The following is a 14,145-nucleotide window of genomic DNA, read 5'->3' as shown; positions in this document are numbered from 1 at the left end:
GCTGTCTTCCGTCTATTTGATTCATTCATCAATTAGCATCGGAGAGTTGCGACTGATTCCTTTAGTAGGAGTGACACTTTCTTGGCATCCTAGTTTCGGTTGAAGACAGATGCTAGATAATTATCCTGTTTTTTTGGTAAGAATACGGAGCGGTCGCATTGAGAGCGAGTGAGAGTCGACAGCCAAGGCAGTCTGGACGTACTCGATGAAACAACAGTTCGCCGTTGTTGTTGGGGATTCGCCCGCCGTGGGAATGACTCGCAGTATCAGGGTCTGCGAATCTCTCGCTCGTCCCTGCATCAAAAGGCGTTTGATCGAAGTGGTTGGATTCATGTTAAGGACAATTATCTTGTTGATTGCACTGTTAGTAGGAACTTCCAATTCGTTGGCTGGGCGTCCGCCCAACATTGTGTTGATCTTTACGGATGACCAAGGCTATCAAGACGTGGGTTGTTTTGGATCTCCGGATATTCAAACTCCTCATCTCGACCGCATGGCTGCGGAAGGAATGAAGTTGACGGACTTCTATGTCGCTTCTCCTGTTTGTTCTGCGTCCCGAGCCGCATTAATGACCGGATGTTATTGCGATCGGGTCAGTGTCACGGGTGTCTTTTTTCCTCGTCATCGTCAGGGATTGAATCCGAAAGAGATTACGGTTGCTGAGTTGCTTCGGCAGCAGGGTTACGCAACCGCTTGTATTGGTAAATGGCATCTGGGGCATCGACCTGCATTTTTACCCACTCGTCAAGGGTTTGATTCCTATTTCGGCATTCCCTACAGCAATGATATGAAGCTTGATCGGGAAGCAGATTTCGCTGTGAATGCAGAATTTCGTCAAGGGGTGACGAGTGAGTCTGCTCAAATAGAAAAACCGAAAAAGAATTGGGTGCCTTTGATGCGCGACGAGCAGATTGTCGAGTATCCCGCAGACCAGACAACATTGACCCAACGCTACACGGAGGAAGCGTTGAAGTTTGTACGAGCGAATCAAGACAGACCCTTCTTCTTGTATCTCCCGCATACGATGCCTCACATTCCTCTGTTCGCGTCGGATAAATTTCTCGGCAAGAATACGGAACGCGGTATCTACGGCGATGTGATCGAGGAGATTGACGATTCGGTTGGTCAGATCATGGATTTGTTAAAGCGTTTAAAACTGGACAAAGACACCCTCATTTGGTTTACGTCAGATAATGGTCCCTGGCTTTCAACCGGGATTAACAGTGGATCTGCGTTGCCATTACGTGACGGGAAGTTCACAACTTATGAGGGCGGGATGCGTGTGCCCTGTATTGTTCGATGGCCGGGCCACGTACCCGCAGGAACGTTGTGCAATGAAGTTGCTGGGACGATTGATTTGTTGCCAACATTTGCGGAATTAGCGGGGGTCGATCTGCAACAGTCTCTGGTGACGGATGGGCATCAACAGATCATTGACGGGCACAGTATCGTTGACCTCATCGAAGCCCGCGAAGGTGCCGAGAGTCCACACGAAGCCTATTTTTATCGCCAAGACGCGGTGAGAATGGGCAAATGGAAACTACGCACGCGGGGCAAAGGCCGAGTGAAATCGAAAGGTGGCATCCGATTTCCTCAGTTGTTTGATTTGCGGCAGGATGTCAGTGAATTGCACAATCTGGCCGCTGAGCATCCGAAGCAGGTTGCAAAGATGGAGGCCGCCCTTCAGGCTCATAACTCGCGACTGAAAAATGAGAGGCGACCGATTGGCGAGGAGAAGCCTGTCGTTTCAACTCCTAAGTAAGGCCAATGGCACGGCGAGGGTTCTCCCACAGCAGCTGAGAAATCGCCGTCTCGTTCAGCTCGAGATCTCGTCGCAGATTGATTTCACTGTTTGGCATGGTTCCGGCAGATCCCATCAAATGAGAATGATCGGGTGCCCAGGTCGCCAGTTGTTCGTCAACGATCACCGTTTGTCCGCCGAGTTGAAATTCGCCCGGCCCCAGTCCGGCTGCCGAGATCGCGTCGGTTACCACGAAGCAGCGGTCCAGTCCCGCGGTACGCAGATAGTTTGATAAGGCCGTGAATGGGACATGGACGCCATCGGCAATGAATCCGATCCAGAGCTGATCGTGAAAGCTCAGCGCGCGTTGAATGATGTTATCGTGACGATGTAGGTGTAAAGGACAACCGTTGCCGAGATGCGTGAACATGCGTAGTCCCGCATCGATGCCCGCCCGAAGCTCATCGGATGTTGGATTGCAATGCCCGGCAGCAACCGTGATGCCTTGGTCGGCGAGGTAATGGGTGACTTTCATTTCTGGATCCCGTTCGGGCGCCAAAGTGAAAATGCAAGTCTCGTGATCCGTCGCTTCAAGCAATCTTTTCGCATCGTCCAGATTGGCACTTTTTGCAGCTGTGGCTGGGTGCGCCCCGATATAACCTGGCTGTTCGTTTAAGAAAGGGCCCTCGATGTGAAAGCCATGAATCATTTCGGCTACGATTGACTCACTTCGGCGAAAGTTAGCCAGTTGGCTGAGGCGATTTACCATCACCTCAATTTCGTCAGTGATCACGGTTGCGAGGATGCCTTCCACACCATCCTCACGCAGACGACTGCAAGCGAGGACCACCTCATCCAGCGTTATGGTGTCACCATTGAAATCGGCACCGTAGCAACCATTTACCTGAAGATCAAAATATTGCATTCGTAAGGAATCCTTCTGCCGATGCTCAGGGCATATGTTGGAGATGCTCTATTGTGCCAATCTTCCAGCCATTTGTCAGCCTCGCAGCAAAGTTGCTTTGCAGCAATTACAATCTGTAGAGACTTCTGGACAACAAAGGATAAAAAAATGAGCTCGATCTTTCGGCTGTGGGCGTGGGGGATGACCTTCGTGCTTGGATACGTCTTGTTATCGCCAGCGGCGGCGGCCACGCATCCTAATGTGATTCTGATACTCAGCGATGATCACCGATACGATTTTCTTGGATTTATGGAGCAAGCTCCTGAATTCTTGGAAACACCCCATTTGGATCGGATGGCAGCTCAAGGAGCCCATTTACGCAACGCGTTTGTCACGACCTCCTTGTGTTCTCCGAGCCGTGCTTCCATCTTGACGGGGCAATTCATGCACAAGCATCGAGTGGTCGACAATCAAAGACCCGTAGCGGAAGGAACACGTTTTTTTCCAGAACTTCTACAAGCTGCAGGTTACCGAACTGGCTTTGTGGGGAAATGGCATATGGGGCACGAGCATGATAAGCCACGGCCCGGATTTGAGCATTGGTGCAGTTTTCCAGGGCAGGGGGTCTATATGAACCCAACGCTCAATATTAACGGCAGGCGGAATCAATTTGAGGGATACAACAGTGACGTGCTGACCGATCAGGCGATTGAATGGTTGAAGCAAATGCAGCAACAATCGGCCCCCTTTTTCCTGATGTTGTCGTTTAAGGCTGTCCACTTTCCGTTCCAACCCGCACCTCGTCATCAGGAAAGGTACGCGAAGGCAAAGATTGATTTGCCGGAAACGATGGCCAATTCGGAGGAAAACTACCAGACGCAGCCACGCTGGGTGCGAGATCGAAGGTACAGCATTCATGGAATTGACCACATGCAGACGGGACCGTTTGACAAGGATCCTGTTCCGTCTTTGCCGCAACTCTATCGGGACTATGCGGCTGCCGTACACGGACTCGACCAGAATATTGGGCGAGTTTTGAACTTTCTCGACGATCGTGATTTGACGAAAGAGACGCTTGTTATCTATCTGGGTGACAATGGCTTTGCTCTCGGAGAGCACGGGTTCTACGACAAACGTGATGCATTCGAGGCCTCAATTCGCATTCCTATGTTGGCTTTGGCTCCAGGCTTGATTCCGCCTCAAACCCAAATTGATCAGATGGTTGCGAATATCGATTTGGCGCCGACTATTCTTGATTTTGCCGGCGTTGATTCCAATTTAGATGTCGATGGGAAATCGTTTGCACCGCTGTTGAAGAGGCAGCCCCTTGAATGGCGCGATCACCTGCTTTACGAATACCATTGGGAATGGAACTTTCCTGCGACGCCGACTTTGTTTGCCATGCGGAGCGATCGGTATAAGTACATTTTCTACCATGGTGTTTGGGATCAGAACGGTTTTTATGATCTGCAAACCGACCCCCACGAACGCCATAATTTGATTCGAGTTCCGGCCTATCAACAACAAATCGCCGAGATGCGGCGGAAGATGTTCAATGAATTGGAGGCTCGCGATGCGCTGGATCTTCCAGTGCGACGGCCAGCGGGCGATCGGTTGGATGACCGCAAATTGCGCCGCTAGGTGTTGGTGCAGTCGAAATGAGGCCATACCACCGAGCCGTTCTTAGAAGACTCGGCGGTGATTGCCGCAGCTTTGCTCTAATTGGTATGTTTGACTGCGTCGTAGTGTTTCTTCAGGAGATCTTCGCCAAAGTCATTTTGCAGGTCACGCCAGACACAGTGAACGTGATTGGCATCGTTTTGCGTGTTATCGTATTCCATTACGAAGGTTGGACCTTGCACTCGATAATAATGACCTTTGCCGGGCTCAAGATTGCCAGCCCAAGCGAAATGAATTTTTCCGGTACCCGCTTCGCGGATTTTCTTCATGTCTTCTCTCGCCAATTCGGGGCGTAAATTCTGCACATACTCTCGTACGATTTTCATCAGTACTTGTCGTTGTGCCTTGTTCATTTTTTTTGCTGAAAGTCCTTGTGGCTCCAACGCGGCGGCTTTACGACCCGGTCCGTTGATTACGTCCGGAGGAGCCGTTTCAGAAAAAACGGCGATTTGCTTCTGTTCGGCGTCCAATGATTTGACAAGTTCGCGGCCAAGGTCTTCTTCCTGGTGCAACACTCGCAAGCCTTTATGCGGCCCCTGCCGGACCACTGCCGGATTTGCTCCGTAAAAGGATGGGGTGCCAACGACATGATGACCGTCGACAATCGTGACGCTGACGGAAAGGTGATGTCCCTCAAAACGCCATCCCCAAGTCTTGGTGGTTGACGGTTTTCCAAAAATGTAGAAGTGATAAAGTGATGGATCTCGCTTTGGACTTTGGTTCTCCATTTCGTGAAGAATCTGTTCCAGCATCATGATGTTCAGTGCCTTGGAAGCCCCGCGGTGACTGAAAACGCTTTGCATCAAGACCATGGCCAGATGTTGTTGGTGTGGTTTCATCTCTTTGAAAGCCAAGCCAGTTCGTTCCATCGGAATAAATTGCCAATTGGTACGCTCTTTTCCTTCGAATTTGTATTCGACCTTTTCGCGTTGCTCGGGAGTTAGCGATACGAGGAAGCGATTAGCGGCCGACGTCATCTCTTCGGCAGTCGTATGAGCGAAGCCGACTTGGTTCGTGTTGCAAACAACAAAAAATGTCATCCAGCATAGGGCAAGGGGGAAACGCGATCGACAAATCATGGTTGGCTCCTCGGGCGGGATAGATAGGGGGTAGCGTGTGATGTTACTCATACCGATCTGCTCTGTCGAGTATTGTTTAGCTGACTGCGGCAAAAGCTGCTGATTTCGTTCGTCTCGACCACTGCGTCGAGGCAAATTGTGAATGGTCTCGTGTGGGGAATCGGGTTGGGGCTTCAGTTCGCTCCTTGAGCTAGGCTCCGATCGACGCCCACCGGTCCGGCATTTGCCCAGTTGCCGAATTCCTGAGGGTAATTCGGACGGTGTCGTGGGCCTCTCGTGGCTCCTTAAGACGGCGAGGAATGCTCCGCTCGGGCGCCGTTGGTTGAACCCTCCGTCGCGGTCAGATTTGCGCAGGAATGTGAAAGGAAGTCGTTTTATCGGGCAGGCGTCCGAGCGTATCAGGTTTTCTTCGTTGCTTGAGTAACTTCTTGGTCGGTAAGCGGGCTGTGACGCGTGAATTCGGCGATCGCCGTCGTGTTGCCAATTGCAAACAAGTTGTCTCCGGTTTGAATTTCCGTTGTGCTCGGAGGTGGGATCAGTACCGAGCCATCTGCTTTTCGGATACCCACAATGATGCCCCCTCGTGATCGGAGATCTGTTTGGTCGAGCCGTTTGCCGACTAAGGGTAAATTCTCGACAACACGAATGTCCGCCAGATCAAATCTGAGCCCACCCGCTCCTGCGAATTCGAAGAAATCACCCAGGTTTGGATTAGTGAGCAGCTGTGCCATTTTGGTTGCACCGCTTGTGTACAGACTGACAACCGGATTGGCTCAGGCTCGCTGCATTTTTTCTGCCGCCTTATCGTCATTCGCGCGGGCAATGATTCGTATGTTTTCTTTCAGTAAACGCGAGGAGATGACCACATAGAGGTTGTCGGCATCAGTCGATAAGACGCTGGCGATTTCATGTGCATGTTGAATACCAGCCTCTTTGAGCGCGCTGTCTTCGGTGGCGTCGCCAACGATCAGTGTCCAATTTTGTTGTTGGCAGTAATCGATCGCTTCTTCGTCTCGATCGATGGCGACAAACGGAACGTTATGCTCGGCAAGGTGTTGACAGACCATCCGACCCATGCGCCCTGCTCCACAGACAATGAAATGGTTATGCATTGACTTAAGCTCATTTCCCATATTTCGCTTTCTCCACCATTGTCTCAATTCGCCAATCTCGACAACTCCGTACATGAAAACACCCAAACCGATGATTAAAAACAGACCACAAAGACTTTGTCACCTGTCGTCAACGGGTGGACTTCGCGGAAACCAACCGTGCTGAGTGTAATGACCGTCATATAGATGGCATCCACGAGCGGCCAGTCGTTGACGACGCAGAACCAACTTGTGCAGGCGACGGTAAGCGTTGCCAACAGCAGAACGATTCTTGCCAGCTTATGGACTGGGTGAATCGATCGTGTTGCTTCACGTTGAGGGGAATGGCGGCTCATGAAGTTGTGTTGATCAAGTCGCTTTAGGTCGTGATTTTGTGTGCGGAATCGCACGGATGTGTTTCAAGCGGCACTGTGGCCAGATTGGGAATACGGTTGATCACTCTTTTTAGTAGCGAATTCAGCTGCTTTCATCATAGTTGCTGCTCTGGGCACACTTTTTGCTTCGATTCGTGTGCCACTGATGGTTACATTTGACCTCGGAGAGTGATCGATGGAAAGTCTAACATCCCACGAAGCAAATTCGGCAAGCGAACCGCCGAAACTTTGGCGTGCCCACGAATTTGGCGTTTTTCGTGACGAATTTAACGTCGAAGAGCAGCACCAGTTGTTGCGAGATGATTCGGAGGCCAGACGGCAGTCTCGGTGATTTTAGGGACCTTGATTACGACGGGCACTTTGCTCGCGATTATCTCGGTTTCGATTATCATCGCCTACGCGTGAGTGGCTTGCGCGAAGCGTTTTCATTCCGATGAATTGTTGTGGTCGGATGTTTGGCGATGTGAAGAGGCCCCGTCGATTGAGCTAGCGCGATGGGCAAGCCAGGGATCTTGTTAACGACTGACTTTTCCGACGACAGTCGATCCGCGATTGAAATCGCCTCCCGTCTTGTTCGTGTCGGAGGAGCCCATTGAGTGATCTTGCCTGTTCAGCAGCTGGTTCCTTTGATTGGCGAGGGCATGGGATTCTTTGACCCGGATGAAATGTTCATGCGGAGACGCATGGATTAATGCATGCCAATGGATTCGACCATTCGGGTTGAGTATCGCGTGACGCAGCCAGATCCGACGGGCGAAATTCTGCCAGTTGCCTCTCCGATTCATGCGAATCAGCCTTTGGCTTCCTGATTTCGATGGGACTCCTCCCCTCCGAGCTACGGTGATTCACGATTTGCCGTGACGACAACGACGGTTTGATCGTCGCGGTGGCCCGTATCGCTGGCATAGTCGTGCACCCGTTTGAACAATTCATCAACGGCCGCTCGACTGGAACGACTTTGCATCGATGCAACCGTTTCAACCATCATTTTTTCACCGAATTGACGATCTTCTTCGTCAATGGTTTCGATGATACCATCGGTGTAGAGCAGTAAGGCATCTCCGGCCGCAAGGTGAACGTCCACCTCCGTGCTGAATTGTCGGTCAGCAATGACACCCAAGGGGGGATCTTTTGATTGGAGTCGCTGTTGGATCCGTCCTGACTGGTCAAGGAGTAAGGCGGGGTGTCCAGCACTCGCGAAGCGGACTTCGCGGGTCTTCGGATTCAAATGGACCAGGATGAGTGCGACAAAGATATTGTCATGTAAGTCATCGCAGAGCACTTGATTCGCCCTGGTCAAGATGTCACCAACGTTTGAAAAACTGATGGCGAGTGTGCGTAGGATTGCTCGTGTTTCGGACATGATCAACGATGGCCCCAGCCCATGCCCTGATACATCGGCAACGACAATTCCCAAGCCGCCATCGCACATTGGAAAAAAGTCGAAGTAGTCACCACCGGCTGACACGGCTGGCTCGCAACGCCCATAAATGTCGAAGCCCGGAACCATCGGCGCTTGCTGGGGAAACAATCGACGTTGGATTTCACCGGCGGCCGTCAATTCTTGTTCGATTTGTTGACGGCGAAAACGTTCGATCGCATACCGTACCGATCGGGCCAAGGTGCTTCGATTGGCCTCGCTTTTGGTGAGGTAGTCCTGAGCTCCCTGACTGACTGCAGCTACGGCAACGTCGATATCATCCTGTCCGCTGAGCACGATAATCGGAGTTTGCACCGCCCGGTTGTGAATCGCGCGAAACGTATCGAGTCCCGAACTGTCCGGGAGGTTCAAGTCCAGCAGAACCACATCCACGTTGCCCAAGTCGATTTGCCGCAGGCCCGTACTGAGCCGATCTTCCCGTCGAATCGCCACGGGAAGTCCCGCCTTTCTGAGGTGGGCTTGGATCAATAGCGCATCGGTGTCGCTGTCTTCGATCAACAGCACACGAGTTTTGGCGACCTGATCTGCGTTCGACATGGGCTGCGATTCTTTATCGAGGCTTTCAGGAAACGAGCGGTGGATAATCGGCACCGGCTTGTAAGTTTACCGCATGGATTTGTTTATTCCGGCTTGGCGATCGGCCTTGATTGTGACAGGTTATCGTTCTGTAGAAAAGCCGACTTGGAGAGGTGGCAGAGGGAGCAGGGTACGCCAGCTTGGCCGTTGGTGCCGGAAGCGATTTGGCACGTGTTGATCTTAATCCTCCATTTGCTCAGGTGGGAACTCAGGGTCGACTACCAAACACGCTTGGAGGGCGTCTTCGACCGTTCCGAAAACTTGAAAGTGAGTTTCTGTGAGTTGCAACGTCCGATAGATTTCTAGGATTGGAATGGGGACGCAGCAGAGGGCCAGTGGGATTCGTAAGTTGATCAGTTTCTTGCGAATCATCAGCAGCGTGGAAATGACTGAGGACGAAATGCTTCGTACATCGGTAAAGTCGATGATGAAATTTCGGGGTTGTTCAAACTGCAGTAGTTGCTCGATTTCCAGGCGAATGCACTCGGCCATGGTCTCGATGCTCAGGTTGGTTTCCTTGAATTGGACAATGATTGATCCAGCCGATCGCTTCACGCGGATATAACGGAATTCTTCCATCTTTACCCTCCCGTAAATTACGCTGTAGTCGACGTTTTCGCTTGGTCCTGTTGGGAAACGCTTCGGTTGGTCGAGTGTCTCGTTGCCGTAGGGGCTGAAGTTCGCGTCGGATCGAAGGGGAGATTTGATCGGGTAGCACTAGAGAATGAAACGACTCAAGTCTTCGTCTTCTGCGATGTCGGAAAGTCGTTGGATGACATAAGCGGCGTTAATGTCAACTTTTCCGTCGGACATTTCGGGTGCTTCGAATGAAAGTTCCTCTAAGAGACGTTCCAAGATCGTGTAGAGCCTTCTCGCACCTATGTTTTGAGTTGTTTGGTTGACCTTATGAGCGTAGGAGGCGAGAGTCTCAACCGCATCTTTTGTGAATTTCAGTTTGACGTTTTCCGTGGCCAGCATTGCCTCGTATTGGCGTGTGAGCGAGTTGTTGGGTTCGGTGAGAATTCGAATGAAGTCTTCCTTGGTCAAATCGTTGAGCTCGACGCGGATTGGAAATCGTCCTTGTAATTCTGGCATGAGATCGGACGGGTTGGCTCGGTGAAAGGCTCCTGCTGCGACGAACAAAACATGGTCGGTGCGGATATAGCCGTACCGAGTTTGCACGCTGGTACCTTCAACGATGGGGAGGAGGTCGCGTTGGACGCCTTGTCGCGAAACGTCCGTCCCTTTGGCGTCGCTTGCGACCACTTTGTCAATTTCATCTAAAAAGACGATGCCTCCGTTTTCGGCCAGTTCGATGGCAGCTGCGTTGACCTTTTCTTCATCGAGCAGCGATTCACAAGCCTGTTCGAATAACACCGCTCGAGCTTCTCCAACTCGCAGGTTTCGTCGGACCGTATTCTTGGGAAGTATTTTGTCGAACATTCCTTGGATATCCACATCCATGTGTTCCCCCATTCCCATTCCGCCCAGTACGACAGGACTCGATTTTTGCTCGACCGTCAATTCGACTTCGCGCTGTTCGAGTTCGCCGGCCACCAGCATGGCTCGCATCTTGTCACGCGATCTCTGGTAGTGTTCGGCCGTGTTGGCGTCGTCGCCCCCGACGTCCAGGCTGACAGGCGGAGGCACGAGTAGGTCGAGGAGATGTTCCTCCACTTTTTTATGTGCGGCTTCTTCAACCGACTTCATTTCCTGTTGTCGCACGATCCCGATGGCATTCTCCACCAGTTCGCGAACCATGCTTTCCACGTCTCGGCCGTAATAGCCGACTTCTGTGTATTTCGTTGCTTCAACTTTGATGAATGGAGATCCCGTCAGCTTGGCCAAGCGACGCGCGATTTCCGTCTTTCCAACACCCGTGGGTCCGATCATCAGAATGTTCTTTGGCGCTACCTCGTTACGCATCTGCTCTGGCAACTGTCGGCGACGCCAGCGATTGCGAACGGCGATCGCTACCGCACGCTTGGCATCACGTTGGCCGACAATGTGTTGGTCGAGTTGTTCAACGATCTCACGAGGGGTCAATTGTTGTTCCGATGCGGGGTTCGGCGAAGATTGCGTCATCAAGTTGAGCACTCTAGCTCCTCCACGACGATGTTCGAATTGGTGTAGATGTCGATTTCCGATGCGATGGTCAATGATTCTCGGACGATCGATGGGGCATCCAGTTCGGTGTGGCCCATCAAAGCTCGAGCGGCAGCGGTGGCGAAGTTGCCGCCAGAGCCAATCCCAAGAATTCCATCTGTCGGTTGGATCACGTCACCCGTGCCGCCAACCAGTAAGGTGTGTTTGGAATCCACGACGACTAACAACGCTTGGAGATGCCTTAAGGCACGATCCAGTCGCCATTCTTTCGCCAATTCCGTGGCAGCTCGAGGCACATTTGACGGGTAATCCTTCAATTTGGCTTCGAATCGCTCCAATAATGCGAAGGCGTCGGCTCCTGATCCGGCGAAGCCACAAATGACACTCCCATCTAAAAGTGGGCGGATTTTAACGGAGTCTGCCTTGACGACGGCCGTATCCATCGTGACTTGGCCATCCCCCCCGATCGCCACGCGATTCCCACGCCGAACCGTCAAAATAGTCGTTGATCGAATCTTCATAGACTCTGTTTCCCAGGCCATTCGTACCGTGCAAGTCTTTATATTGTGTCCCAAGACCCCACTTCCGGCTAGTGCTTTGAATCGGCTCGCTGCGGAATGCACCCGATTGGCTTTGAAGCCGTTCGAGAAACAGGCGTCCGCACCGAGCTGCCGGAACGGCCTGGAAACGGGCTGGGTCCGCGCGGGACAGCTGTTTTTATTTTCAAGCCGATGGCTAGCTGTTGCCGTTTTAGAAATCGCGACTCAGCGTCGCCGTTTGTTGGATGATTCTCGGCAGCGAGTGCGATGCCGAACTTCGGTGCTGACCTAGCCCCGGCGGAGTCGTACAATGAAGGCAGCTGGGTGAAAGGCGCTCAGCAAATCGTTTTGTCAAACTTGAATTATTTCATTTCTTTCATTGCCTCATTACGGCTGAGCCCCTTTTGACCGCGTTGAGTACATCATCAGCTTGCTGGACGAACTTGCACGTTCCGGATCTCGATTGCCCTACCGAGCTGGGGTTAATTGAGGCGGGATTACAGTCAATCCGTGGGATTAAGCAGCTGCGGCCCGACTATCTCGCGCGAACTTTGCGGGTTGAGCATGAATCTTCCGTCGATTCCGCCACCATTTTAGCCACACTGGCTGAGGTCGGTTTTGCTGCCACCTTGCAGGAATCAGACTCAGGAGATGTCCAGCCGTCCAGCCGTTTTGTGATGCCGGTCGACCTTTGGGTGGCGGCTGGCTTGTTGGCACTCGCGCTGGGGTTGGCCCTTGTTCCGTCGAAGTTGGTGCCCGTTTTGGCAGTGACGGCGGTGCTGGTGGCTGGTTTTCCGGTTGCGAAAAATGCTTGGCGTGCCATTTGCTTGCGGCAACTCGATATGAATTCGTTGCTGACGATCGCGTCGATCGGCGCGGTCTTAACCGGCGAGTGGCTGGAAGCTGCGACGGGGATGGTTCTCTTTCGTATCTCTTTACTAATTGATGAAGTCAGTAAACGAAGAGCTCATCAATCGATTCGGGCGCTGATGAATTCGACGCCAGCCACCGCTCATCTGCTAGCCACGGATGGCAGTCAAGGCTTGGTTGCAGTTCCCGTGGAACAACTTCATGTGGGACAAATGATTCGGGTGTTGCCCGGAGAGCGTGTGCCGGTCGACGGTCGAGTGATTGCTGGAGCGTCTAGTGTGAATGAGTCAAATGTGACAGGCGAAAGCATGCCTGTCACGAAAGAACAGGGAGCGGATCTTTATGGAGGATCGATCAATGGTGAGGGATCGTTGGACGTTAAGGTGCTTCGTTCTGCAACCGACAGTACGCCGGCACGGATCACGCGATTGATCGAGGACGCGCAGACAAGACGATCACCAATGGAACGTTTTGTCGATCGCTTCGCACGTATTTACACACCGGTGGTGATCGGGATGGCGCTGCTGCTTGCCTTATGTCCGTTGTTCGTAAGGTTGTTGACACCGGACGCAATTCCCTGGTTGGGACAAGGTAGTTTTCTGACCGTTTGGACCACTTGGTTTCACCGAGCACTGGTGATGCTGGTGATTGCCTGTCCATGTGCTTTGGTCTTGTCGACACCGATTACGATCGTTTGCGGCCTCTGTCATGCAAGTCGGCGGGGGATTTTAGTGAAGGGGGGCGAGTTTCTGGAGGCGATGGGGCAGGTTCGGAAAATTGCTTTAGACAAAACGGGTACGGTCACCGATGGAGAACCTCAAGTCGTTGATGTGCAGGTCTTCGCTGACCTTAGTGAACAAGCTGTTTTGGAATATGCAGCTGCGCTCGAACGTCACAGCGAGCATCCCTTGGCTCAAGCCATCACTGCGGCTGCGCTTGATGGGGAGGGTCTGAGGTTGGTCGCGGACCGTTTTGAGCCACTCCGAGGTTATGGCATTCGTGGGGTGATCGGGGGGCAGGATTACATCGTGGCGAGTCCACGTTATTGCCAAACGCTTGGAATTGATGATCCCAAGTCCGACTCGATCGATCCATCGGCAACACGGGTGTTTGTGGTTCGTGATGCTGAACTCCTGGGGGCCATCAGTCTCCGTGATCAACCGCGTAAAAATGCGGCCAAAGTGATCTCAGACTGGCGCCGCTTGGGAGTTGAGGAAATCGTTTTGTTGACCGGTGATCGCTCTTCCGTCGCACAGCATGTGGCGGAGTCGATCGGCGTGGACGAATTCCATGCCGATTTGTTGCCAGCGGACAAGATTGCTTGGATTGACGATGCTGCTAAGCGAGACTCAAGGCTGGTTATGGTGGGAGATGGTGTCAATGATGCACCCGCTTTAGCTCGTGCACCGATCGGTATTGCCTTTGGGGAGTCGGCGAGCGATACAGTGCTTGAGACGAGCGACGTAGTGATCATGTCACCGAATCTTGCTAAGATTTCGGCGCTGATTCGCACGAGTCGGAAGACACGAACGATTCTGATGCAAAATATTACCATGGCTTTGGGGGTCAAGCTGGTGGTCCTCTTGTTGGCAACCTCCGGACAAGCCACGATGTGGATGGCAGTGGCTGCGGATGTGGGGGCCAGTCTAATTGTGATCGGGAATGGGACACGTTTACTGCGGGCCCCTGAACCCAAGAAAGAATCAACTGTCTGAACGGAATG

General features: G+C 52.3%; 13 protein-coding genes. 4 read left to right on the top strand and 9 right to left on the bottom strand.

Annotation, left to right across the window (positions count from 1 at the left end):
• The first annotated feature begins 205 nt into the window (after positions 1 to 205).
• Positions 206 to 1,762, top strand: coding sequence for a sulfatase (locus P8N76_28125; protein ID MDG2385569.1), 1,557 nt, complete (start codon positions 206 to 208; stop codon positions 1,760 to 1,762).
• Here the strand turns inward: P8N76_28125 and P8N76_28120 are convergent.
• Positions 1,755 to 2,666, bottom strand: coding sequence for an N-acetylglucosamine-6-phosphate deacetylase (locus tag P8N76_28120; GenBank protein ID MDG2385568.1), 912 nt, complete (start codon positions 2,664 to 2,666; stop codon positions 1,755 to 1,757). The two genes, P8N76_28125 and P8N76_28120, sit on opposite strands and share 8 nt — an antisense overlap.
• A 147-nt stretch (positions 2,667 to 2,813) precedes the next feature.
• Between P8N76_28120 and P8N76_28115 the strand changes: the two genes are divergently transcribed.
• Positions 2,814 to 4,286, top strand: a complete 1,473-nt coding sequence (locus P8N76_28115; protein MDG2385567.1) for a sulfatase — start codon at positions 2,814 to 2,816, stop codon at positions 4,284 to 4,286.
• 77 nt (positions 4,287 to 4,363) lie between these two features.
• Here the strand turns inward: P8N76_28115 and P8N76_28110 are convergent, their stop codons facing one another.
• The 4 genes from P8N76_28110 to P8N76_28095 form a co-directional block, all read right to left on the bottom strand.
• Positions 4,364 to 5,404: a DUF3500 domain-containing protein gene (locus tag P8N76_28110; protein ID MDG2385566.1), complete on the bottom strand. Its 1,041-nt coding sequence runs from the start codon at positions 5,402 to 5,404 to the stop codon at positions 4,364 to 4,366.
• 398 nt (positions 5,405 to 5,802) lie between these two features.
• Positions 5,803 to 6,135: a TrkA C-terminal domain-containing protein gene (locus P8N76_28105; GenBank protein ID MDG2385565.1), complete on the bottom strand. Its 333-nt coding sequence runs from the start codon at positions 6,133 to 6,135 to the stop codon at positions 5,803 to 5,805.
• A gap of 42 nt (positions 6,136 to 6,177) precedes the next feature.
• The gene (locus P8N76_28100) at positions 6,178 to 6,516 is read right to left on the bottom strand and encodes an NAD-binding protein (protein ID MDG2385564.1); all 339 of its coding nucleotides are present in this window, start codon (positions 6,514 to 6,516) and stop codon (positions 6,178 to 6,180) included.
• A 95-nt stretch (positions 6,517 to 6,611) separates the two neighbouring features.
• Positions 6,612 to 6,905, bottom strand: coding sequence for a potassium channel family protein (locus P8N76_28095; protein MDG2385563.1), 294 nt, complete (start codon positions 6,903 to 6,905; stop codon positions 6,612 to 6,614).
• Between the two features lie 160 nt (positions 6,906 to 7,065).
• On the opposite strand from P8N76_28095, the gene P8N76_28090 reads away from it, so the two are divergent.
• Positions 7,066 to 7,221: a hypothetical protein gene (locus tag P8N76_28090; GenBank protein ID MDG2385562.1), complete on the top strand. Its 156-nt coding sequence runs from the start codon at positions 7,066 to 7,068 to the stop codon at positions 7,219 to 7,221.
• A 504-nt stretch (positions 7,222 to 7,725) separates the two neighbouring features.
• Here the strand turns inward: P8N76_28090 and P8N76_28085 are convergent.
• The 4 genes from P8N76_28085 to hslV form a co-directional block, all read right to left on the bottom strand.
• Positions 7,726 to 8,868, bottom strand: coding sequence for a SpoIIE family protein phosphatase (locus tag P8N76_28085; protein ID MDG2385561.1), 1,143 nt, complete (start codon positions 8,866 to 8,868; stop codon positions 7,726 to 7,728).
• A 219-nt stretch (positions 8,869 to 9,087) separates the two neighbouring features.
• Positions 9,088 to 9,486 (bottom strand): STAS domain-containing protein, encoded by a 399-nt coding sequence (locus P8N76_28080; protein ID MDG2385560.1) that lies wholly within the window; start codon positions 9,484 to 9,486, stop codon positions 9,088 to 9,090.
• Between the two features lie 138 nt (positions 9,487 to 9,624).
• Positions 9,625 to 10,992: an ATP-dependent protease ATPase subunit HslU gene (hslU, locus tag P8N76_28075; GenBank protein ID MDG2385559.1), complete on the bottom strand. Its 1,368-nt coding sequence runs from the start codon at positions 10,990 to 10,992 to the stop codon at positions 9,625 to 9,627.
• On the bottom strand, positions 10,992 to 11,534 hold the full coding sequence (hslV, locus tag P8N76_28070; GenBank protein MDG2385558.1) for an ATP-dependent protease subunit HslV: 543 nt from the start codon (positions 11,532 to 11,534) through the stop codon (positions 10,992 to 10,994). The genes hslU and hslV overlap by 1 nt, the downstream gene beginning before the upstream one ends.
• Before the next feature lie 431 nt (positions 11,535 to 11,965).
• Between hslV and P8N76_28065 the strand changes: the two genes are divergently transcribed.
• Positions 11,966 to 14,137, top strand: a complete 2,172-nt coding sequence (locus P8N76_28065; protein MDG2385557.1) for a cation-translocating P-type ATPase — start codon at positions 11,966 to 11,968, stop codon at positions 14,135 to 14,137.
• Positions 14,138 to 14,145: the final 8 nt, after the last annotated feature.

Source organism: Pirellulaceae bacterium (assembly GCA_029243025.1).
In the GTDB taxonomy this organism is placed as follows: Bacteria; Planctomycetota; Planctomycetia; order Pirellulales; family Pirellulaceae.
This window is presented reverse-complemented; position numbering and strand designations above follow the sequence as displayed.

Bases quoted from the DNA above. Each gene is read 5' to 3' on its own strand.
- P8N76_28125 (MDG2385569.1), top strand. From the start codon at position 206: ATGAAACAACAGTTCGCCGTTGTTGTTGGGGATTCGCCCGCCGTGGGA.
- P8N76_28120 (MDG2385568.1), bottom strand. From the start codon at position 2,666: ATGCAATATTTTGATCTTCAGGTAAATGGTTGCTACGGTGCCGATTTC.
- P8N76_28115 (MDG2385567.1), top strand. From the start codon at position 2,814: ATGAGCTCGATCTTTCGGCTGTGGGCGTGGGGGATGACCTTCGTGCTT.
- P8N76_28110 (MDG2385566.1), bottom strand. From the start codon at position 5,404: ATGATTTGTCGATCGCGTTTCCCCCTTGCCCTATGCTGGATGACATTT.
- P8N76_28105 (MDG2385565.1), bottom strand. From the start codon at position 6,135: ATGGCACAGCTGCTCACTAATCCAAACCTGGGTGATTTCTTCGAATTC.
- P8N76_28100 (MDG2385564.1), bottom strand. From the start codon at position 6,516: ATGCATAACCATTTCATTGTCTGTGGAGCAGGGCGCATGGGTCGGATG.
- P8N76_28090 (MDG2385562.1), top strand. From the start codon at position 7,066: ATGGAAAGTCTAACATCCCACGAAGCAAATTCGGCAAGCGAACCGCCG.
- P8N76_28085 (MDG2385561.1), bottom strand. From the start codon at position 8,868: ATGTCGAACGCAGATCAGGTCGCCAAAACTCGTGTGCTGTTGATCGAA.
- P8N76_28080 (MDG2385560.1), bottom strand. From the start codon at position 9,486: ATGGAAGAATTCCGTTATATCCGCGTGAAGCGATCGGCTGGATCAATC.
- hslU (MDG2385559.1), bottom strand. From the start codon at position 10,992: ATGACGCAATCTTCGCCGAACCCCGCATCGGAACAACAATTGACCCCT.
- hslV (MDG2385558.1), bottom strand. From the start codon at position 11,534: ATGAAGATTCGATCAACGACTATTTTGACGGTTCGGCGTGGGAATCGC.